The 19,490-nt window shown below is 70.3% G+C and carries 18 protein-coding genes, 1 tRNA gene and 1 pseudogene; 5 read left to right on the top strand and 15 right to left on the bottom strand.

Annotated elements, in window-relative coordinates:
* Positions 1–117 precede the first annotated feature (117 nt).
* The 4 genes from LIV37_RS32210 to LIV37_RS32195 form a co-directional block, all read right to left on the bottom strand.
* Entirely contained in the window at positions 118–1,515 is a 1,398-nt protein-coding gene (locus tag LIV37_RS32210) for a Cys-Gln thioester bond-forming surface protein (protein ID WP_020871271.1), read from the bottom strand.
* Between the two features lie 217 nt (positions 1,516–1,732).
* Positions 1,733–2,233 carry a single-stranded DNA-binding protein gene (locus LIV37_RS32205; RefSeq protein WP_243146266.1) on the bottom strand — a complete coding sequence of 167 codons (501 nt, stop codon included), beginning with the start codon at positions 2,231–2,233 and terminating at the stop codon, positions 1,733–1,735.
* 268 nt (positions 2,234–2,501) lie between these two features.
* A complete protein-coding gene (locus LIV37_RS32200; RefSeq protein ID WP_020871270.1) occupies positions 2,502–4,418 on the bottom strand; it encodes a GTPase in 1,917 nt (638 codons plus the stop codon).
* A gap of 6 nt (positions 4,419–4,424) precedes the next feature.
* Positions 4,425–6,035 (bottom strand): dynamin family protein, encoded by a 1,611-nt coding sequence (locus LIV37_RS32195; RefSeq protein ID WP_121824255.1) that lies wholly within the window; start codon positions 6,033–6,035, stop codon positions 4,425–4,427.
* A 382-nt stretch (positions 6,036–6,417) separates the two neighbouring features.
* On the opposite strand from LIV37_RS32195, the gene LIV37_RS32190 reads away from it, so the two are divergent.
* A tRNA-Arg gene (locus LIV37_RS32190) sits at positions 6,418–6,490 on the top strand.
* Between the two features lie 219 nt (positions 6,491–6,709).
* Here LIV37_RS32190 and LIV37_RS32185 read toward each other — a convergent pair.
* The gene (locus LIV37_RS32185; RefSeq protein WP_020871268.1) at positions 6,710–7,975 is read right to left on the bottom strand and encodes a DNA sulfur modification protein DndB; all 1,266 of its coding nucleotides are present in this window, start codon (positions 7,973–7,975) and stop codon (positions 6,710–6,712) included.
* Between the two features lie 355 nt (positions 7,976–8,330).
* Between LIV37_RS32185 and LIV37_RS32180 the strand changes: the two genes are divergently transcribed.
* The gene (locus tag LIV37_RS32180) at positions 8,331–8,885 is read left to right on the top strand and encodes a class I SAM-dependent methyltransferase (protein WP_309471175.1); all 555 of its coding nucleotides are present in this window, start codon (positions 8,331–8,333) and stop codon (positions 8,883–8,885) included.
* A gap of 173 nt (positions 8,886–9,058) precedes the next feature.
* Here the strand turns inward: LIV37_RS32180 and LIV37_RS32175 are convergent, their stop codons facing one another.
* Together LIV37_RS32175 and LIV37_RS32170 are read right to left on the bottom strand one after the other, a co-directional pair.
* Complete coding sequence (locus LIV37_RS32175; RefSeq protein WP_020871266.1) at positions 9,059–9,232, bottom strand: alpha/beta fold hydrolase; 174 nt, start codon at positions 9,230–9,232, stop codon at positions 9,059–9,061.
* Positions 9,233–9,293: 61 nt separating this feature from the next.
* Positions 9,294–9,482, bottom strand: a complete 189-nt coding sequence (locus tag LIV37_RS32170; RefSeq protein WP_020871265.1) for a hypothetical protein — start codon at positions 9,480–9,482, stop codon at positions 9,294–9,296.
* A gap of 89 nt (positions 9,483–9,571) precedes the next feature.
* Here LIV37_RS32170 and LIV37_RS51845 point away from each other — a divergent pair, with 89 nt between their 5' ends.
* Positions 9,572–9,697: a hypothetical protein gene (locus LIV37_RS51845; RefSeq protein ID WP_020871264.1), complete on the top strand. Its 126-nt coding sequence runs from the start codon at positions 9,572–9,574 to the stop codon at positions 9,695–9,697.
* An 81-nt stretch (positions 9,698–9,778) separates the two neighbouring features.
* On the opposite strand, the gene LIV37_RS32165 is transcribed toward LIV37_RS51845, so the two are convergent.
* The 6 genes and pseudogenes from LIV37_RS32165 to ctaD form a co-directional block, all read right to left on the bottom strand.
* Positions 9,779–11,209 carry a glucose-6-phosphate dehydrogenase gene (locus LIV37_RS32165; protein ID WP_020871263.1) on the bottom strand — a complete coding sequence of 477 codons (1,431 nt, stop codon included), beginning with the start codon at positions 11,207–11,209 and terminating at the stop codon, positions 9,779–9,781.
* A complete protein-coding gene (locus LIV37_RS32160; protein ID WP_020871262.1) occupies positions 11,206–11,952 on the bottom strand; it encodes a glycoside hydrolase family 15 protein in 747 nt (248 codons plus the stop codon). The genes LIV37_RS32165 and LIV37_RS32160 overlap by 4 nt, the downstream gene beginning before the upstream one ends.
* 68 nt (positions 11,953–12,020) lie before the next feature.
* Positions 12,021–12,392 (bottom strand): annotated as a pseudogene (locus LIV37_RS32155) (glycoside hydrolase family 15 protein); the annotation flags it as partial.
* Complete coding sequence (locus LIV37_RS32150; RefSeq protein ID WP_243146335.1) at positions 12,329–12,706, bottom strand: hypothetical protein; 378 nt, start codon at positions 12,704–12,706, stop codon at positions 12,329–12,331. The pseudogene LIV37_RS32155 and the gene LIV37_RS32150, both read right to left, overlap by 64 nt.
* Complete coding sequence (locus LIV37_RS32145; RefSeq protein ID WP_243146268.1) at positions 12,703–13,512, bottom strand: universal stress protein; 810 nt, start codon at positions 13,510–13,512, stop codon at positions 12,703–12,705. Before LIV37_RS32145 ends, LIV37_RS32150 begins: the two co-directional genes overlap by 4 nt.
* Positions 13,513–13,629: 117 nt before the next feature.
* Positions 13,630–15,405 carry an aa3-type cytochrome oxidase subunit I gene (gene ctaD, locus LIV37_RS32140; RefSeq protein WP_020871259.1) on the bottom strand — a complete coding sequence of 592 codons (1,776 nt, stop codon included), beginning with the start codon at positions 15,403–15,405 and terminating at the stop codon, positions 13,630–13,632.
* Positions 15,406–16,029: 624 nt separating this feature from the next.
* Here ctaD and LIV37_RS32135 point away from each other — a divergent pair.
* Positions 16,030–17,070: a sporulation protein gene (locus LIV37_RS32135; RefSeq protein ID WP_020871258.1), complete on the top strand. Its 1,041-nt coding sequence runs from the start codon at positions 16,030–16,032 to the stop codon at positions 17,068–17,070.
* Between the two features lie 65 nt (positions 17,071–17,135).
* Here LIV37_RS32135 and LIV37_RS32130 read toward each other — a convergent pair whose 3' ends face one another.
* Positions 17,136–18,407, bottom strand: a complete 1,272-nt coding sequence (locus LIV37_RS32130; protein ID WP_020871257.1) for a cation:proton antiporter — start codon at positions 18,405–18,407, stop codon at positions 17,136–17,138.
* Between the two features lie 4 nt (positions 18,408–18,411).
* Positions 18,412–18,882 (bottom strand): cation:proton antiporter regulatory subunit, encoded by a 471-nt coding sequence (locus LIV37_RS32125; RefSeq protein WP_121824258.1) that lies wholly within the window; start codon positions 18,880–18,882, stop codon positions 18,412–18,414.
* A gap of 179 nt (positions 18,883–19,061) precedes the next feature.
* Between LIV37_RS32125 and LIV37_RS32120 the strand changes: the two genes are divergently transcribed.
* Positions 19,062–19,484 (top strand): hypothetical protein, encoded by a 423-nt coding sequence (locus LIV37_RS32120; RefSeq protein WP_020871255.1) that lies wholly within the window; start codon positions 19,062–19,064, stop codon positions 19,482–19,484.
* Positions 19,485–19,490: the final 6 nt, after the last annotated feature.

The raw sequence follows: 19,490 nt of genomic DNA, 5'->3' as shown, positions 1-19,490 counted from the left end.
GCCGGGGCCTCCATGAGGCTCCGGCCCTCCATCACCGCGTTCTTCGATGGTCACCACATCCGGTGACCGTCGCTTCACTCAGCGATCACTGCTGCCCTGGCGTCGCCGCCCTGGCGTTCACTCGCCCGCGGTCGCCTTCTTCTTGCGGACGAAGAAGATCGCGCCGCCGCCGACCACGACCAGCGCCACGGCGATGCCCGCGATCATCGGGGTGTTGCTGCTGCTACCGGTCTCGGCGAGGTCGCCACCGGAGGTGTCACCACCGGTGCTGCCACCGGCCGACGCGGGGCTCGGCTGCGAGGAGGGGGTGTCGCTGCTGCCGCCGCTGCTGGAGGTCTTGCAGTCGAGAACGCCGGAGAAGGTCTTCTCGAAGCCGTTCGGACCGGAGATGGTGAACTTGTAGCTCTGGTCCTCCTTCACCGGGGCGGTGACGGTCTTCGACTGACCCGCCTCGACGGTGTACTTCTCGCCCAGCAGCTCGAAGGTGAACGCCTCGTCGCCCTTGTTGGAGGCCGTTATGTCCACGCCGCCCTTGGCGCAGTCCTTCTCGGCGGAGACCGCCGGGACCGCGCCCTTCTTCGCCCAGTTCGCGGTGGCGGTGGCGGAGACGGTGCTCTCGCTGGAGCCGGCCAGGATCTGCGTCTGGCTCTTGGTGGCGCTGGCGAACGCGCGGCCCACCGGAACCTTGGTGGCGGCCTGGGCCGTCAGCGTGGCGGAGCCGTCCGACGCGCCCTTCGGGACGTCGAAGTACACCTCGCCGCCGTCGGCGGCGCTGGTGATCGTCTTGCCGCTCTTGTCGACCAGCTTGACGCCGCCGCCCGCGGACCCGGTGCCCGGGGCCAGGGTGACGCTGTCGGCGTTGGTGTGGACCTTGACCGGGCCGAGCCGCTCACCGGCCTTGCCGGAGACGGCCGGCGGGTCCAGGCTCAGCGACGCCTTGGGCTCCTGGAGGTTCTGCGCGCTCTTCTCCAGGTAGTCGGCCAGCTTCTCGGCCTGCGGGTCGGCCGCGTCCACCTTCGCGTTGTCGGAGAAGCGCCAGATGGCGACCTGCGTCCCCGCGGCGGCGGTCTTCTCGGTGAGGGGACCGGTGCCCGCCGTCTTCGCCAGCGCTCCGAGGTCGTTCACCTGCGGGTAGGAGTTCTGCAGAACCCAGTTGATCTTGCCCGCGTTGGGGTTGTTCGCCAGGGACGTCTCGGCCCAGGACTTCTCCTCGTACTTGGCCTTGCTCTGCGTCGGGTTGTGCAGATCAATGCAGTACGTCTGGATGGAACCGCCATTGTCGACCGACATCTCGAAGAGACCGGCGCCGACCTGCTGGTCCTTGCCGTTGTCGTGAATGACGGCCTTGTCGAACGTCTTGAGACCGCCCAGCGTGGCGGTCGCGCCGCCCTGGCTCGGGGGCGTGTCATCGGCGGCGGCGGTGCCTGCGGTGACTATCGCGCCCGCAGCGACCAGACCGGACGCCAGAACGGCGGCCGCAAGGCGGGCAGCGCCCCGCCTCCTTACAGAAATCATGGTTTCCCCTCCGGGCGAGCGCCAGTCAGTTGGTGCGCCTCGCCAGCGAACTCAAAACTCAGGAACCCCCGTTGGGCACGCAGGGATCCTAGGGAGAAAGGAACCGATCGTTCCCCGGGAATACCTAGACCCAACCGATCCGAATCGGAATCGTTATCTAATCCCCAGATCCCATATGACCTGGGATTATCGACAAATCTCCCGCGGTCGCGGCCGTTCACGGGGAAGTTGCCCCAGTCGGCGTGTTTAGAAGCGGTTTGGCCTGCGAAACCCGACGAAATGCGGATGTACCCCGCGTGAGATCGTGTCCGACCGCCACCGCGTCGATCTCCGCGGTGACCCAGCGCCTGGGCTGATGCGCCCCACCACCGGAATCCCCGCCCGGGGCCGGAGGCACGGCCGCACCTCCCTCTCTCCCTCCACCTCCCCCTTCTCCCTGAAGCGGCCGGTCCCTCTCCCGCTCTCGCTCCCGGTCCCATTCGCGCTCCCGCACCCGCAACGTCCCATGGACGACAAGGGGTTCACCGAGCGATACCGACCCGGCGACATTCGCGGCGAGCGACCGCCACGTCCAGACCGTGTAGAAACTCGTGTACGCGTCCGCCCACGCGTCCCGCCCCCGGTCCCAGCGGCGCACCGTCACCGCCAGCCGGAACCGGGCCACCGCGACACCCGCCGCCGTCTCCCAGAAGTCCGGCCGCGTCGCGGCGTTCCCCACCACGGTCACCCAGCTCTCGTTCACCTGCTACGCCTCCCCCACTCACTTCGCGGCTCTGCCATGCCGCTCGTGGACCATGCTGCCCCGCATCACGAAACCCCGCCGGGGCCTGTGCACGACCCCGCGCTTGTGGACAACTCGGCCACCCGGACGAGTGACCCCACGTCACGTCCCGGCCCGCCAGACCCCCGCCCGTCATGCCCCGGCCCTCAGATCCCGCCCGTCATGCCCCGGCCGCCAGACCCCGCCCGCACGCCGAGCCAGCCCCTCACGCACCGCCCGCCGCGACCACGTACTGCGCCCGTACCTCCCCGTACCGCGCCAGCTCCGTCTCCACCGGCTCCAGTACCCGTCGGCGCCCGCACTCGGCCGCCGCCTCCCGCAGCCGGCCCTCCACCGACCGGCCGTGGCGCCGGGCGGGCCCCCGCGCGGCCGCCCGGGAGCCCCACGCCAGCGTCGGGCCGACCGCCGCACCGCCCGTCACCAGCAGCGTCGGCATCCACCACTCCGGCCCGCCGAACACCCCGGCCATCGCCCCCAACAGCCACAGCACCCCCATCACTTGCACCAGCAACACGGTCACCTGAGCCGCCGCCACCATCGACCACCACACGGGCCGGACCGGCCGCCGGTGCGCCGTCTCGGCCGCCACCGCCTCGTCCACCGCCTCCGCCAGCCCTCTGCCGCCCCACCCCGCCGCCTCCCGGACGGCCTGGGCCCATGGACCGGGCAGTCCGGCCGTCGCCTCGTCCCCGAGCGTCCGTACGGCCTCCTCCACCGCGGGGCGCGCCGTGACCGCCTCCACCGCCAGCGAGGGCGCCCGCGCGCCCGGGATCTCCCTCCACTCCCCGGCTCCGGGAGCTCGCGAGCCCCGAGAGCCGCCCCGAGAGCCCCCCGAGGCGTGGCCCTTCCGCCCCCGCAGCCGCCCCCAGGGCGTTCCGCACGCCCACTCCGCGTCCCTCAGCCAGGCGCGCTCGGCCGCCTTCCCGGCCGCGCCCGCACCCGCAGCCTCGGCCAGCCGGTCCTCGAACTCCGCCCGCGCCCGCTCGGTGAGCCCGACCGGCCCGCTGTCCGCCACATACTGCGGCCGCAGCCGCGTCATCGTGCCGTCCACGTCCGCCGACAGCCGGCGCTCGGCCGCCCCGCACTCGGCCGTGAGCCGCGCGAGCGTCTCCCGGAGCTCCCCGACGCCCTCGCCGGTCAGCGCGGACAGGGCCAGCACGGCCGCTCCCGGCTCCCCGTGCTCCCCGAGCGCGAGCCCGTCCTCGTCCAGCAGCCGCCGCAGATCGTCCAGCACCTGGTCCGCGGCCTCGCCCGGGAGCCGGTCCACCTGGTTGAGCACGACGAAGGTCACCTCGGCGTATCCGGCGAGCGGCCGCAGATAGCGCTCATGGAGGACCGCGTCCGCGTACTTCTCCGGGTCCACCACCCACACCACCGCGTCCACCAGACCCAGCAGCCGGTCCACCCGCTCCCGGTGGCCCGGGGCGGCCGAGTCGTGGTCGGGCAGGTCGAGCAGGACCAGGCCGCGCAGCGCGGGGTCGTACGGATAGCCCGGGTTGCGCCGGTCCACCGCCGGGATGCCGAGCCGGTCCAGCAGGCCGTCGGCGTGGTCGGTCCACGCGCAGGCGAGGGGCGTGGCGGTGGTCGGGCGGCGGATCCCGGTCTCGGAGAGGGGGGCTCCGGCGAGGGCGTTGAACAGTGTCGACTTACCGCTTCCGGTGGCTCCGGCGACGGCGACCACGGTGTGCCCGTAAGGATGCCGTCCCCGCGCGTCCGCCTCGTCGAGCACCCGCGCGGCCCCGGCGAGCGCGCGCCCCTCGAGCCGGGACCGGGACAGCCCGACGAGCTGGCGCAGGGCCTCCAGACGGGGCCGCAGGGTGCCCGTGGCGAAGCTGCGGACACCGGCCTGGTACACGGCGTACGGAGGGCCGCCGAAGGACCGTCGCCCGGTCTCCTCCTCCGGGAAGTAGCCCGCCGCGGTGCCGGGGATGTCCGGTGCGACCTCCTCCACCGCCCCCTGGTCCGCCGCGCGGGCCGGGCGGCCCGCGGCCCGCCCGGCGGCCCGGCGGTGCGCCCGCCGGGCGATCAGGCCGTCGTCCCAGGTATGGCGGACCCCCGCCGCCCGGTCTCCGCCGCCGACCCCGCCGCCCTCGTTGCCGCCGTTGCCCTCCGTGGCCGTCACCTACGGTCACCTCTCCTTCTGCAGTACGGACAGCGCGGCGATCAGCTCGACCTGGTGTTCCGGGGACATGTCCAGGGCGTCCAGAGGGGCGAGCACGCGGTCGCGCTCCGCCCGCATGGCGCGGGTGACACAGCCGTCGAGCAGCCGTCCGCCGCGGTCGCCCAGGCGCAGCGCCGCATGCGCGCCCAGGGTCTCGGCGAGCTTCTCGCCCGCCTTACGGGCGCGGCGCCCGCCCAGGAGGGACGCGGCGAGCAGGGCGGCGATCTCCTCGGGCACGCAGCTGCCCCCGCGTTCGGCGATCCGGGCCCGGGCCTCCTCCTCGGCCAGCTCCTCGGCGCAGCGCCGCCAGTGCCGTACGGCCACGCCGATCCGCTCGGCGGCGCCGCGCGGATCGCAGGGCGCGAGCCCGACCCGCGCGGCCGGGTCCTGCCTCCCGGCCTCCGCGACCCGTTCGTCGGCCGTGGCGGCCGCGCTGCGCAGCAGGGTGGCCAGGGAGTCGGTGAGAGCCGTAAGGAGCTCATCGGGGGCGCTGCCGTGCGGCAGCCCGTGCCAGTGGGTGAGCGCACCGCCCGCGAGCGCCGCCCCCTGCGCGATCTCGCGCCGCACCCGCTCCCCGGCCTCCCCGTACGCGCCCTCGACCCGCTGGATCAGCCGCACCGCGGCCGCGTGCTGCGCCGCCGCGGCCCCGGCCAGGGCGGGCATCCGGGCGCGCAGCGAGGCGAGCGTTCCGGCGGCCGTACGGGCGGCGGCGACGGTACGGGCGTACGGATCCTGTGCGTGCTGGGTGAGCCAGGCCCGCAGGGCGGCGACGGCGGTGGCCGGGAGCAGCCCGCTGCCGCCGCCCGCGGATTCGGGGAGCTCGGGGATGGTGAAGCGCGGGACATCGCCCAGCCCGGCCGCCGTAAGGAGCCCGGCGTACTGCCGCGAGACCTCGGCGGCCAGCTGGTGCGGCACCCGGTCGAGGACGGTGACGAGGGTGACGTCGTACTCCTTGGCGGTCCGCAGCAGATGCCAGGGGACGGCGTCGCCGTAACGGGTGGCGGTGGTGACGAGCACCCAGATGTCGGCGGCGCAGATCAGTTCCGCGGCCAGATCGCGGTTCCGCGCGACCAGCGAGTCGATGTCGGGCGCGTCGAGCAGGGCGAGCCCCCGCGCGAGCCCCGGGTCGGTCTCCACCCGCAGCGCCGCCGGCCCCTCTTGCGCCCGCCCCTCCTCGTCGTACGCGCTCTCCGCCCGCTCCCCCTGCGCCGGCACCCACACCCGGGTGAGCCGCGGCAGCACCCGCTGACCGGCGAACCAGGGGTGATCGTCGGGGTGGCACACCAGCACCGGCGTACGCGTTGTGGGCCGCAACACACCGGCCTCGGTGACTCGTCGGCCGACCAGCGAATTGACGAGGGTGGACTTGCCCGCGCCCGTCGATCCCCCGATTACCGCCAGGAGGGGCGCTTCGGGGGCGCGCAACCGGGGCACGAGGTAGTCGTCCAGTTGAGCGAGCAGCTCGGCACGGCTACGGCGAGCGCGGTCGGCGCCGGGAAGGGGGAGCGGAAACCGAGCGGCATCGACACGGTCACGCAGTGAGGTCAGCGCGTCGAGCAGCCGGGGCCGTACGTCCAAGATCGCCACGTGATGAAGAATGCCCGCTTTTGGTGTCTTTTTGAAGCGTATGCTCACTCGTGCGCGTCAAAGAGACCCACCCGGATCACCCCAAAAGGAGCATGAGGCAGACGTGACGGCAGGGGCACGGGCATAACGAGTGCACAACACCCGTTCCTTGAGGCGTGAAAAACGATGCGAGTTTCGGACCTGCCTGCGATTATCAGACCGCTTCACCGAACCTCCACAACGTGCCACGGAGGTGAAGCAACCGGGGCGAGGCGCAAGGAGCCCTATCCTTGTCCCGGCAAGGTCACGGTCCGTCGAGCCCGGCCACCCGCACCACGGCCGCCCCGCCGGCCCCGCAGGCACCGGGGGCTCACCCGCTCCATGACCACCACCGGCCCCCGTAGCTCAGTGGATAGAGCAGGCGCCTTCTAAGCGCTTGGCCGCAGGTTCGAGTCCTGCCGGGGGCGCACTGGACCCTCTCCTCTACGCACGTAGCGGAGGGGGTCTTCTCGCTGTTCGGAGCATGTACAGGGCTTGGAGCCAGCTGGCTGGATGCTCCGAAGCCGTACTGAGTACGGAACTCGTTCCCACCCAAGCGAGGCGGAGGGGCGCGTGACGCGCATGCGCCCGCAGAGGAAGGGCGCCGCCTCTTGCCGGGGGCGACGCCCTTCGCCAGGGGGATTCAGCTACAGGGAGGCGGGGGCCTTCTTGTACCAGCCAGCGATGACTCCCACCAGGTGGACGATGTTCTGGGTCCGCATGATCGGCGCAGCAGCATTCGGCTCGAAGTCAACGTTCGCCGCGGAGGTACGCCAGACGCTGGCCTCAGAGACCGGGGCGGCCATATGCGAGTCAAGGCGCTTGAAAAAGGCCGTGATGTCATCGAGCTCCACCGGATTGTCGCCCGCCCGCAACTCGCGGAAGACGCCCCCGAGGACGCGAAGCATGCCCACCGAGCCGAGGAGCGAGGAGCGGCGCACTTCCTGCGCCATGGTGAGCTCCCCAGGTTGACGCTCCACCTCGGGGTCGTCCTCGGTAAGGGCGGCGAGGGCGGTGAAGGCATTGGAGATGACGTCAAGGAAGTCCTTGACCTGTTCGATCACTTCGCCGTCCGTGAGAGTCTGCTCAGCCTTCTTGCTGATCCGACCACCAGCGCCGGCGATGACGGACCGCGTGATGTCGGCAACATGCTTGGCACCCATGAAATTGGGGTTCTTGAGCGTCATGCGGTCCTGCTCCGCATCGACCCGGCCTTTCAGCAGCGGGTGGTCGATAACGTCGGACAGGGTTCGGTTAGCGACCTTGTAGCTGTCAAAGCGGGCGCGGACGGCGCTACTGATGCCCTTGGCGTTGTCGGCGACGTCCACGAACATCTGCTGGGCCTTGATCGGGTCTGGCTCGACGTAGATGTCCAGACCGACGTACTCGGCCTTCAGACGGCTCATCTGTCCGATGAGCTTCTCGCGCTCGGCCTCGAGCTTGGCGAGCTTGTCCGAGCTGACCTTGCGGGCCATCTCACGGTCGACGGAGGAGATGGCGTCGGTGATGCGCTGCTTCTCGATCGCAACGCCGAGCACACGGTGCTGGCCATCAATGGTCCGCAGGGAGGAGATGCCGCCGATGGCCCACGGAACGGTGAGGTAGCCGACGGCACCCTGATCGTCCACCTTCTCGAAAACACAGCCACCACCGTCTCGGGCCAGGAGAGCGGGGGCTACCCAGTCCTGCTTGGCGTCGAGGTACTCCCCGAAGTGCTTGGCGTGGAGACGATCGACCTTGCGGTTGTCCTTGTCGACATTGTTCGGGTCCGGGACAGGAAGGATCGTCGGGAGGTCGAGAAGAGGGACACGCACGCTATAGACGGTGCGGCCGCCCTGCGGAGTCTTGATGGCGAGGTAGGTGCTGGAATCCTGCGGCTTCGTCAGTCGCAGAGGATCGACGGTGATGCTCATAAGAATCCCCCCATGGGCTTGGTCACGTGCTTAACTGGCGTGGCAACAACCCGACACTAGCGACCAATCACCTGCCCATGTGACTAATTTCTTATTAAGTCAGCTAAGTCAACAAGGCATATCCTGAAGGATGTGAAATCGATCGAAGATGGTCAACTTCGAAGCTCTTTGACCGAGGCGATCGGCTAGGAGACTTCTGGAACCGGACCCGCAGACGCCGCAGCAGGGACGGTGCCACCAGGTGGGTTGACCGGTCTGGCTTGGGTGAGGAGGGCGCAGGGAGATGCAGTCGGGAACGCCCAGTACCGCGGGCTACGGGGAGGATGCCGAGGGACTTGCCCGTCGGTATGAGGGTGTGGCATTCGAAGTCGTGCACGAGGAGTTCCTGCCGTGGTTGCCGTCGGCTCCGAGCAGGGTTGTTGACATCGGGGCCGGCAGCGGCCGCGACGCTACCGCGCTGGCCGCCCGTGGACATCGGGTCGTGGCCGTAGAGCCCACACCGGAGCTGCGGCGGATCGGGCAGCGCCTCCACGCGGATGCGGCGATCGACTGGATCGACGACACCCTTCCTTCTCTGACCGGTCTCCGCGGACCCTTCGACTTCATGCTGCTCTCCGCGGTGTGGATGCATCTGGACGAGCAGGAGCGCGTCGATGCCATGCGACGGCTGGCCGGGCTGGTGGCCCCGGGGGGATGTGTCGCCCTCTCGCTGCGACACGGACCGGTTCCTGCCGGGCGGCGTATGTTCGCGGTGTCCGCAGCCGAGACCATGGCGCTGGCGGAACGGTTCGGCCTGTCCACGGTGCACCGCAGTGACGAGGGGCCGGACTGTCTCAGCAGGGAAGGCGTGAGCTGGAGCGCCCTGGTCCTCCGCGCGGAGCGGCACGCTGCGCCGGGGACCGGCCGATGACGGTGGACTTTCCCGTCTCCGGAGCTGGCCGAACGCCCGTACGTCTTGGCGGCTGGTCGTCTTGATGGACGCCGGCTCCCGGACGTACAAGTTCGCCTTCGGGACCGCGCTGCTGGAGTACCCGGCGGTGCACCGAGTGCCGGTTGAGGCGGGGGCGTCGTTCGTGGCAGGGCCTATTTCTGGAGGAAGAAGCGCAGCAGGTTCGTCACTTCCTTGGGCTTCTCCTCGGTCACCCAGTGGCCCGAACCCTTGACGACCCGGCCACGGACGTGCAGAGCGTAGTCGCGCCATTGGTCGGCGATCTTGCCGCCGAACGACGCCTGGCCGCCGATCGCCAGGACCGGCATCTTCAGCTTGCCCTCGGCCAGGAACTTCTTGTTCTGGTCGACGTCCCCGCGGAGCTCGCGGTTACATCTTCATCCAGGCCACCGTACGGCCCGGCTCCTTCAGGTAATGGGCGTAGAAGGTGTAGTCAGCCGGGGTGAACGCGGACTTGTTGACCAGGAGCTCCCCGATGAAGCCCTGGACGAAGACGCGCTCGTGTCCGGAGATGAGGTGCTCGGCGAGAGGCAGCTGGAACAGGCCGAAGTGCCACATCGACGGGGTCTTCGGGTTGGCTTCCAGGGCCGGGAAGCGGTAGAGGCTTTCCGGAACCCGATACCAACTTCCCGCTCTTCCTGGAGTGGGTGCGTGAGGACAAGTTCCCGCTGGGGAACCTGGTGACCAATCGATATTCCCTGGATCAGATCGGGGAGGCTTGCACCGCGCTGGAGGAGGGGCGGATTCTCGGCCGTGCCATTGTTGAGATCTGAGGGCCCGTGCCATTGTTGAGATCTCTGAGGGCACGGTCTCCTCACGGTCTCCTCTGGCAGAAATCGTAGAGGTCGCAGGGGTCAGGGCGTGTCGCCCGGTATCGCTTCAGGGTGCAGCAGAGCGCTGCGCGGCCGCTGTTCCCCTTCGTGCGGCCGGGGCGCCGGTCCGCCGGAGCCGGCCGGATACTCCTGCAGCGGGACGAGGTCCCTTCCCCATGCGCTCAGGACGGGTGTCAGGACCCGCCATGCCTGTTCGGCCTCGTCGCCGCGGATGGAGAGGGCCGGGTCGCCCCTCATGACGTCCAGGAGGAGCCGGCCGTAGGGGGGCAGGTCGGGCGGTTCCATCCGTGCGGTCAGCGAGAGCGGGGTGAGGGCTTGGGCGCGGGAGCCGATGCCCGTCATGTCGAGGGTCATTCCCTCCGGCTCCAGCCCGAAGCGCAGCACGTTGGGCAGGGCCTCTCCCTCATGGCCGAAGGGCAGGTGGGGGACGGAGCGGAAGCGCACCGCGACCTCTTTGCGGTTCTGTCCGAGCGCCTTGCCGCTGCGCAGCCGGAACGTCGTCCCGGACCAGCGCCAGCTGTCCAGTTCCAGTTCGACCTCGGCGAAGGTCTCCGTGTGCCGCCTGGGGTCCACGCCCTCCTCGTCGACGTATGCGGGGACGGCGTGGTCGCCGATGTGGCCGGACAGGTAGCGTGCGCGGCGGGTGCGGTGCACGACGTCGTAGTCGGTGAGGAGCCGCACGGACCGCAGCACGTCGACCTTTCGGTCGCGCAGGTCCCGCTCGCCGAGGGTGATCGGGGGTTCCATGGCCACCAGGCAGAGCAGTTGCAGCAGGTGGTTTTGCACCATGTCCTTCAGCGCGCCGACGGAGTCGTAGTAGCCGGCCCGGCCTTCCAGGGCGAGGGTCTCGTCCCAGACGATCTCCACTTCCGCGATGTGGGTGCTGTTCCAGAGGGGTTCCAGCACTCGGTTGGCGAGTCGGCTTCCGAGCACGTTCTGGACGGTCGTCATGGCCAGGAAGTGGTCGACCCGGAACACCGCCTGCTCGGGTACGAGACCGGCGAGCAGCAGGTTCAGCTCCCGCGCGCTCGCCAGGTCCTCACCGAACGGCTTCTCCAGCACGATCCGGCTGCCCACCGGCAGGCCCGCGTCGTGCAGAGCGGTGACCATGTGCGGGAAGAGCGCGGGGGGAAGGGCGAGGTAGACGGCGATCGGGTCGTCGCCGGCGACGACCGCGGCGACGTCCACGGGGTTGGTGACGTCGGCCTGCCGGTAGTGGGCCGAGGCCGCGACGGCCCTCCTGGCGTCGGCGGGGTAGCGGCTGCCGTGGCGGTCGAGCCGGTCGGCGATCCACCCGCGGTACTGGTCGCTGTCCCAGTCCTCCCTGCTCGCACCGGTCAGCTGGAAGCCGTCGCGGAGGTGTCCCGCGGTCCGCAGGGCGGCCAGGGCCGGCAGGAGGAAGCGAGCGGTGAGGTCTCCTGTCGCGCCGAAGACGGCGAGCCGACCGATCATGTCCGGGCGCCCGCCCTCGCACGGGCGAGGTTCACACCGCTGGCGATGATCCCGATATGGCTGAACGCCTGGGGGAAGTTGCCCATGAACTCTCCAGAGGTGGCGTCGATCTGTTCCGGCAGCAGTCCGAGCGGGCTCGTACGGGCACACAGCGAGGCGTACAGTTCCTCGGCCTCGTCGAGCCGGCCCTGGGCGGTCAGGTTATCGGCCAGCCAGAAGCTGCACAGCATGAAGGCGCCCTCGTCGCCGGACAGGCCGTCGGACGACTCCCGGTGCAGGTAGCGGTGGAGCAGGCCGTCACCGGCCGACAGGTGCTTCGCGATGGCCGTGGTGGTCGCCGCCATCCGCGGGTGGTCGGCCGGCATCACCTGGCGCAGCGGGAGGGCGAGCAGGCTCGCGTCCAGCACGCCGCCGCCGTCCAGGTGCGCGCTCAGCGTCTGCGCGTCCTCGTCCCAGGACTCCTCCAGGATGACCCGGCGCAGCCGGTCGGCCGAGGCCCGCCAAGCCGTGGTCCGCCCGGGCAGGCCCAGCCGCTCGCCGATGGCCGCGGCCCGGTCCAGGGCCACTTGGCACATTCCGGCCGAGTACGTGAACGCCCGGCCCTCGCTGCGGACCTCCCAGATCCCCTGGTCCGGCTGGCGCCACGCCTGCTCCGCCGTGTCGGCCAGCCCCGCCAGGCGTGCCCACAGCGCGGGCTGTACCTGCCTGCCCGTGCGCAGCCACTGGTCGGTGCGCAGCCACACTGGTCGGCGCAGTCCAGGATCTCGCCGTAGAGGTCGTGCCGGCGCTGGTCGGTCGCGCCGTTGCCCCATCGCACCGGGGCGGAGCGACGGTACCCCTCCAACTCCGCGTCCTCGATTTCGTCGGGTACGGGGCCGCCGTCGATGTTGTACATGATCCGAGGGGGTGCCCGGCTCTGCTCGACGGCGTCGAGGGCCCAGCCGAGGAAGGCGTCCGCCTCGCCGGTGAAGCCGATGCGCCGCAGGGCGAACACGGCGTACGCGGCGTCCCGGATCCAGGCGTAGCGGTAGTCCCAGTCGCGGATTCCGCCGATCGGCGCGGGCAGGGAGGAGGTGGGTGCCGCGACCAGGGCGCCGTTGGCCCAGTCGTCGCACAGCTTCAAGGTGATGGCGGCACGCCGGACCAGTGGCTCCTGGGGACCGGAGTAGTCGAAGCGCTCCATCCAGCGCCGCCATGCGGCGCCGGTGTCCGCCAGCATCGTGTCGGCTTCGAACCGGTGGTGGCGGTGGAAGCGCCCCAGGACAGGACGAGGTCGAGGTGTTCGCCCTGCCGCAGGTCGTGGGTGCTGCGCAGGTCGGCCAGGGGGCGGTTGGAACGGAGGTGCAGACGCAGGTCCGGCCGCCGCGAGGGCCGCAGTTCGAGGCCGCTGGACAACGCCCGCACCGTGCCCCCGCCACGGGGCTCCAGGGCCGCCCGCAGACGGACGTCCGCCCCGCCGGCGTCCGCCCCGCCGGCGTCCCCCGCCTCGGCGGTCACGCCTTACCGCGGACGACGGCGACCGGGCAGTGCGCGTGGTGCAGCAGCGCCTGGCTCACCGAGCCCAGAAGCAGCCCGGAGAAGCCGCCGCGCCCCCTGGCTCCGACGACCATCAGCTGAGCGGTCCTGCTCGCCTCGATCAGGGCCTCGCGGGTTTCGCCGCTCACCACGTCCTGTCCGACCACGACGTCCGGGTACTTCTCCCTGCGGCCGGCGAGTGCCAGGGCCAGCAGACGCTCCGCGCTCTCCACGCCCGTACCGGCCGGCGCGTAGTCCGGCAGCCACGCGTGCATGGCGACGATCTCGGTCCTTCGCAGCGCTGCCTCGGCGAAGGCGAAGTCGATCGCCTCCTCACCGTGCGGGGAGCCGTCGACACCCAGCACGATCGGCCCGATGTGATCCGGTTCCTCGCGGACCACCAGCACCGGGCACTCGCCGTGGGCGGCCAGGGAGACGGCCGTCGAGCCCAGCAGTATGCCGATGAAGCCCCCCAGGCCCCGGCTGCCGACGACCACCAGGTCCGCGGCTCGTGACTCGGCCGTCAGCACCGACACCGCACCGCCGATCATCACGGTGCCGGTGGCCTCCACGCCGGGTGCCACGCTCTCGGCGTGCTGTGCGGCGTCGTGCGCCATCCGGTTGAACGGCGACGGGTCCAGCGGCGCGTACATGGGCCCGACCGGCCAGCTGAAGGCGTGCACCACACGGAGCTTCGCGCGACGCCGCTGGGCTTCTCGAGCGGCCTGTACCACCGCGGCGTTACTCGACGACGAGCCATCCACTCCTACGACGACCAGGCTGCCCAGTGCTCCTCCGTTACTCACTTCGGCCTCCATCGATCGAACCCATCTTCCGTGCCGGGCTCGCCGCCGGCGAGTTGACGGTGGCCGTTCGGAGCGGCGCCGCCCGGCCACCGGGGGTGGTCAGTCCTGGCGGCCCCCGGTGTCGTCGCCCGTTTCGGGGCCCGGCCCGCCGCCGGTGCGGTCGTCCTCGGTGCCGAGGTCGACCGGGGCGCCCATGGCTCCGGAGAGGGGCGGCCGGTCGGTGGTGGGGACCTCGTGGGGGACGACCTCGGGGTGGTGGAGGTCGAAGGCGGGGGATTCGGAGCGGATCTTCGGCAGGGTGAGGAAGTTGTGCCGGGGCGGGGGGCAGGAGGTGGCCCATTCCAGGGAGCGGCCCCATCCCCAGGGGTCGTCGAGCTCGACCCGCTTCCCGTACTTCCCGGTTTTCCACACGTTGTAGATGAACGGCAGCGTGGACAGGCCCAGGAGGAACGAGCCGATGGTGGAGATCGTGTTCAGCGTGGTGAAGCCGTCGGCGGCCAGATAGTCGACATAGCGACGCGGCATGCCGATGACGCCGAGCCAGTGGTGGACCAGGAAGGTGGTGTGGAAGCCGATGAACAGGGTCCAGAAGTGGATCTTGCCGAGGCGTTCGTCGAGCATTCTGCCGGTGAACTTGGGCCACCAGAAATAGAATCCGGCGAACATCGCGAAGACCACCGTGCCGAAGACCACGTAGTGGAAGTGGGCGACGACGAAATAGCTGTCGTGGACCTCGAAATCCAGCGGGGGCGAGGCCAGGATCACCCCGGTCAGCCCGCCGAAGAGAAACGTGACCAGGAAGCCGATGGCCCACAGCATCGGCGTCTCGAAGGAGAGCGAGCCACGCCACATGGTGCCGATCCAGTTGAAGAACTTCACCCCGGTCGGCACCGCGATGAGGAACGTCATAAAGGAGAAGAACGGCAGGAGTACCGCTCCGGTGGCGAACATGTGGTGGGCCCATACCGTCGCCGAGAGGCCGGTGATGCCAATGGTGGCACCCACCAGACCCATATAGCCGAAGACCACCTTGCGGGAGAACACCGGAATGATTTCGGTGATGATGCCGAAGAACGGCAGGGCGATGATGTAGACCTCGGGATGACCGAAGAACCAGAAGAGGTGCTGCCACAGCACCGGACCGCCGTTGGCCCCCTCGAAGACGACCGCGCCGAATTTCCGGTCCGCCTCCAGAACCAGCAGGGCGGCCGCGAGGATGGGAAAGGCGAGCAGCACCAGGATCGAGGTGAAGAGGATGTTCCAGGTGAAGATGGGCAACCGGAACATCGTCATTCCCGGGGCGCGCATGCACACGACGGTCGTGACGAAGTTGACGGCGCCCAGGATCGTCCCGAAACCGGAGAGGGCGAGGCCCATCACCCACATGTCGCCGCCCACGCCCGGCGTCCGCGCCTTGCTGCTGAGCGGCGTATAGGCCGTCCAGCCGAAGTCCGCCGCGCCACCGGGGGTGAGCAGGCTGCCGATCACGATCAGCCCGCCGAAGAAGAAGAGCCAGTACGAGAGCATGTTCAGCCGGGGGAAGGCGACGTCCGGGGCGCCGATCTGGAGCGGCATGATCTCATTGGCGAATCCGGCGAAGACCGGTGTGGCGAAGAACAGCAGCATCAGCGTGCCATGCAGGGTGAAAGCCTGGTTGTACTGCTCCGGGCTGATCAATTGCAGTCCGGGCCGGGCGAGTTCGGCCCGCATGATCATGGCCAGAAGGCCGCCGATCAGAAAGAAACCGAACGCGGTCACCAAGTACAGGTGTCCGATTTTCTTATGGTCCGTGGTGGTGAGCCAGTCGACCACGATGGTGCCGAGTTTGGTGGGTTCGGCGGGAGCTTCAAATTCGGGCTTGGTTGTCGTCGCCATGTCCGTGTCCGCTCCTCGGCCGTCTGCATGGGTGGGCGGCCGGCGGCACCGGCCGACGAATTCGTTGTATCGATTCGCCCACCATTACCCGAAGCGGAATGGCGATTCGGATCCGACTCGCCGTAGAGGCCGGGTCATTCACCGGCGTTCCGGGCGCGGCTCGCGGGCCGATCTGCGCCGCCATCGCCGGATTCCCGCGCTCACGACGATTGCCACGGCGCTCAGCAGCGCCGATCTCACCCGCCGCACACGTGACATCGGTTTCTCCCGTCCGCTGGGATGAGCCGCTGGGATGAGCTGCCGGGATGAGCTGCCGGGATGAGCCGCGCCGGATTCCGCGGGCCGGACCCGAGTTACCCATGGCCGGAGACCCATTCAGATAGCCCTCCGTGACCGGGTGACCACCCGACCACCCGAGCCGGGCCGTCGGGCACGTCGCGGGCACGTCGGCGGGCGGGACCGCACCGCCTCTGGCCGGTTTTGCCGCCCCAGAACGCGTACATGGGAATCCCTTTACCATCCCGTTCGTTCCACGCATGCCCCCCACGGAACTCAGGAACGAACGCCCCCCACGCACACGGAACAGAGAACGATCACAGTGACAGTGAAGGAGTGAACGCCGCGATGGTGTTCAAACGAGTGCTCGGCTCGCTCGGGGTCGGTGGGCCCGTCGTGGACACGATCCTGGACCGGGAGCCAGCGCGCCCCGGCGGGGTGGTGCGGGGGCATGTGCGGCTCCGGGGCGGAGGCGGCGCCTGCGACCTCGAGCACCTCGCGCTGGAACTGGTCGCCGGGGTCGAGCCCGGATACGGCGGCCAGGAGCACGAGGGCGGTGTGGTCTTCGACCGCCTCCGGCTCGGCGGCGGGTTCCGGCTCGACGCGAGAGAGCACAGAGACATTCCGTTCACCATTCACATACCGTGGGAAACGCCGCTCACCGAGGTGTCCGGGCAGCCGCTGGGTGTCGTCCTGGGCGTCCGGGTCGAGCTCGCGGCGGCGGGCACGAAGGACCACGGCGATCCGGAGCCGCTGATCGTGCGCCCGCTGCCGGTCCAGGAGGCCGTACTGGGGGCGCTGGGGCGGCTCGGCTTCGGCCTCGTCACCGCCGATCTGCGGCTCGCCCATATCGCGGGCACCGGGCAGCGGCTCCCCTTCCACCAGGAGATCGAGCTCACCCCCGCGCCTCAGTACCTCAGCGACGTGAACGAGATCGCGCTGACCCTGCTCACCGGGCCCGACGGCATGGAAGTCGTCCTGGAGGCCGACAAGCGCGGCGGGGGCTCCGGCACCCCGGGCCGCCACACCGTGCGCCATGAGGGCCTCCAGCGGCGCGACTGGACCGGTGAGGTCGACTCCTGGATCCGGGCGCTCATCGAATCCCGCGCGAGGCATACCGCCCGCGATGGCCGCGCCGGTGCGGCCATCGCGGGTATCGCGGGCATCGCGGGCATCGCGGGCGTCACGGCCGGTACGGCGGCGGGCGGGGCGGTGGGCGGCGGCATGGTCGCGGCCGGGCTCGGCGACGCGTTAGGGAACTTACCGGAGTTAGATGATTTAGCGGGCTTGGATGACTTGGGGAACTTAGAGGGCTTAGAGGACTTACGAGATTTACGGGGCAGAAGAGACTTAGGGGGCTCGGGGTCCGAGGAGGAGAACCGGGGCTGAGCCGCGGAGCGACGCGGAGGGCCGCGGATCTTCCCGCGGCCCTCCCCGTACGCACCGGCGAACGGCTATGAGCGGCGCCCCACCGCGTCCGGGTCGTCCACCGCGTCTCGTGACTCCTCCGGCACACCATCGCCCCCGCCCTCAACCGCCGCGGCGACAGCGGGCTCGCGGCGCGCCGCGAGCCGGGCCGTGACCCGCCGGGCGACGGGCTCGGTCCAGCGGGCGGTGAGCGGGCCCAGGACGACCAGGATCAGGACGTACGCCGTGGCCAGCGGGCCGAGCGACGGTTCGATACCAGCGGTGACGGCGAGCCCCGCGATGACGATCGAGAACTCGCCCCGGGCGACCAGCGTGCCGCCCGCCCGCCAGCGGCCCCGGGCCGAGATCCCGGCCCGCCGCGCCGCCCAGTAGCCGGTGGCCATCTTCGTACCGGCGGTGATGACGGCCAGCGTCATGGCGGGCAGCAGCACCGGGGGAATGCTGGCCGGATCCGTGTGCAGACCGAAGAAGACGAAGAACACGGCCGCGAACAGATCCCGCAGCGGGCTGAGCAGAAGGTGGGTGCCCTCGGCGACCTCCCCGGACAGGGCGATGCCCACCAGGAACGCGCCGACGGCCGCCGACACCTGGAGCTGCTGTGCGATCCCCGCCACCAGCAGCGTCAGCCCGAGCACCACCAGCAGCAGCTTCTCGGGGTCGTCGCTGGAGACGAAGCGGGAGATGTGCCGTCCGTAGCGGACGGCCAGGAACAGCACCAGACCGGCCACGCCGAGGGCGATGGCCAGGGTGACGCTGCCCGCCGCCAGGCCCGCACCGGCCAGCAGGGCGGTGACGATCGGCAGATAGACGGCCATCGCCAGGTCCTCGAGGACGAGGATGCTGAGGATCACCGGGGTCTCGCGGTTGCCGAGCCGGCCCAGGTCGCCGAGCACCTTGGCGATGACGCCAGAGGAGGAGATCCAGGTGACGCCGGCCAGCACGACGGCGGCCACCGGCCCCCACCCCAGCAGCAGGGCCATGACGGCGCCGGGCATGGCGTTGAGCACCGCGTCGACGAGCCCGGCCGGGTACTGGGTCTTGAGATTGCTGACCAGGTCGCTGGCGGTGTACTCCAGCCCGAGCATCAGCAGCAGCAGGATGACGCCGATCTCGGCGCCGGTCGCGACGAACTCCTCGCTGGCTCCCAGCGGCAGCAGCCCACCCTCGCCGAAGGCCAGTCCGGCCAGCAGATACAGCGGGATCGGGGAGAACTGGAGCCGCCCGGCGAGCCGCCCCAGCAGCCCGAGGCACAGGATGACCGCACCGAACTCGATCAGAAAGACGGCAGACGAATGCATGGGCTCACTCCCGCCCAAGTATCGCCGCGGCCGTCTCCACGCCCTCGCGGGTGCCGATCACGATCAGTTCGTCCCCACCGGCCAGCCGGAAGTCGGGGGTCGGGGAGGGGATCGCCTCCGCCCTGCGCAGCACGGCCACGATCGAGACACCGGTCTCCGTCCGCATCCGCGTCTCGCCCAGCACCCTCCCGTTCCAGTACGACGTGGACGACAGCTCGATCCGCTCGGCCACCAGCCCCAGCTCGGTGGTGGACAGCAGATTCGGGCTGTGATGACTTGGCATCAGCACCCCGACGAGTGCCTCCGCTTCCCCTGGGGTCAGCCTGGTGGACAGGGCACACTCATCGGGATCCTCCTTCCGGTACGCACTCAGCGTCCGTCCGCCGTCGCGATGCGCGATGACCGAAAGCCGCCTGCTCTCTCGTGTCGTCAGGTCGTAGCGAACCCCGATGCCGGGCAATGGCGTACTGCTCATGCGCGGAGCGCCCACAATCATCCCTCTCGTCGCTCGATTCTTGTGCCACCCTAACGAATGGCAAAGAATTGGTAATGACGGCAGGTGTGCGAGGGTGCGATGGGACGATGCCGACCGCGTATGGGTGGGGTGGCCATCGACCCACGAAGAGGATGGTGCCCAGAGGAGGTGTGGTGCCCATGATCGAGTGGAGGTGGCTCTCCACCGGGATCAGGCCAGTCCCCGATCCGGTCGCCACTCCCGTCATCTGGGGCGGGGCCTCCCTGGGCGCGCTGGTGCTGGTGGCGACCCTGAACTTCCTCGGCGGCCATGGCCGCCCGATGTTCGCCCTGGTCGCGCTCTCGCTGCTGGCCGCTCTGCTGGGGCTGTGCGCGCGATTCGTCGCGGCGCCCGGTACGGCGGGGCTGTGCTGGCTGTTCCTCAACGGCTTCGCCATTCCGCCCGCGGGGCAGCTCTCCTGGGCGGGCGACCGCGACGCCCGCTGGCTCGCCTGTCTCCTGGCGGCGGCCGTCGCGGGCACCGCGCTCGCCCGCGTCGTCAACGCCCGGGCGGGATACCGCCGCATCAACCCGCTCGGCCGCCATCCGGGGTCGCCGGAGTGAGGTGAC

It is taken from the genome of Streptomyces rapamycinicus NRRL 5491, from assembly GCF_024298965.1.
Classification (GTDB): Bacteria; Actinomycetota; Actinomycetes; order Streptomycetales; family Streptomycetaceae; genus Streptomyces; species Streptomyces rapamycinicus.
This window is presented reverse-complemented; position numbering and strand designations above follow the sequence as displayed.

Coding starts and splice junctions, on each gene's coding strand:
- LIV37_RS32210 (WP_020871271.1), bottom strand. CDS start 1,515: ATGATTTCTGTAAGGAGGCGGGGCGCTGCCCGCCTTGCGGCCGCCGTT.
- LIV37_RS32185 (WP_020871268.1), bottom strand. CDS start 7,975: ATGAGCATCACCGTCGATCCTCTGCGACTGACGAAGCCGCAGGATTCC.
- LIV37_RS32175 (WP_020871266.1), bottom strand. CDS start 9,232: ATGCCGGTCCTGGCGATCGGCGGCCAGGCGTCGTTCGGCGGCAAGATC.
- LIV37_RS32170 (WP_020871265.1), bottom strand. CDS start 9,482: ATGTGGCACTTCGGCCTGTTCCAGCTGCCTCTCGCCGAGCACCTCATC.
- LIV37_RS32165 (WP_020871263.1), bottom strand. CDS start 11,209: ATGATCGGTCGGCTCGCCGTCTTCGGCGCGACAGGAGACCTCACCGCT.
- ctaD (WP_020871259.1), bottom strand. CDS start 15,405: ATGGCGACGACAACCAAGCCCGAATTTGAAGCTCCCGCCGAACCCACC.
- LIV37_RS32135 (WP_020871258.1), top strand. CDS start 16,030: ATGGTGTTCAAACGAGTGCTCGGCTCGCTCGGGGTCGGTGGGCCCGTC.
- LIV37_RS32130 (WP_020871257.1), bottom strand. CDS start 18,407: ATGCATTCGTCTGCCGTCTTTCTGATCGAGTTCGGTGCGGTCATCCTG.
- LIV37_RS32125 (WP_121824258.1), bottom strand. CDS start 18,882: ATGAGCAGTACGCCATTGCCCGGCATCGGGGTTCGCTACGACCTGACG.
- LIV37_RS32120 (WP_020871255.1), top strand. CDS start 19,062: ATGATCGAGTGGAGGTGGCTCTCCACCGGGATCAGGCCAGTCCCCGAT.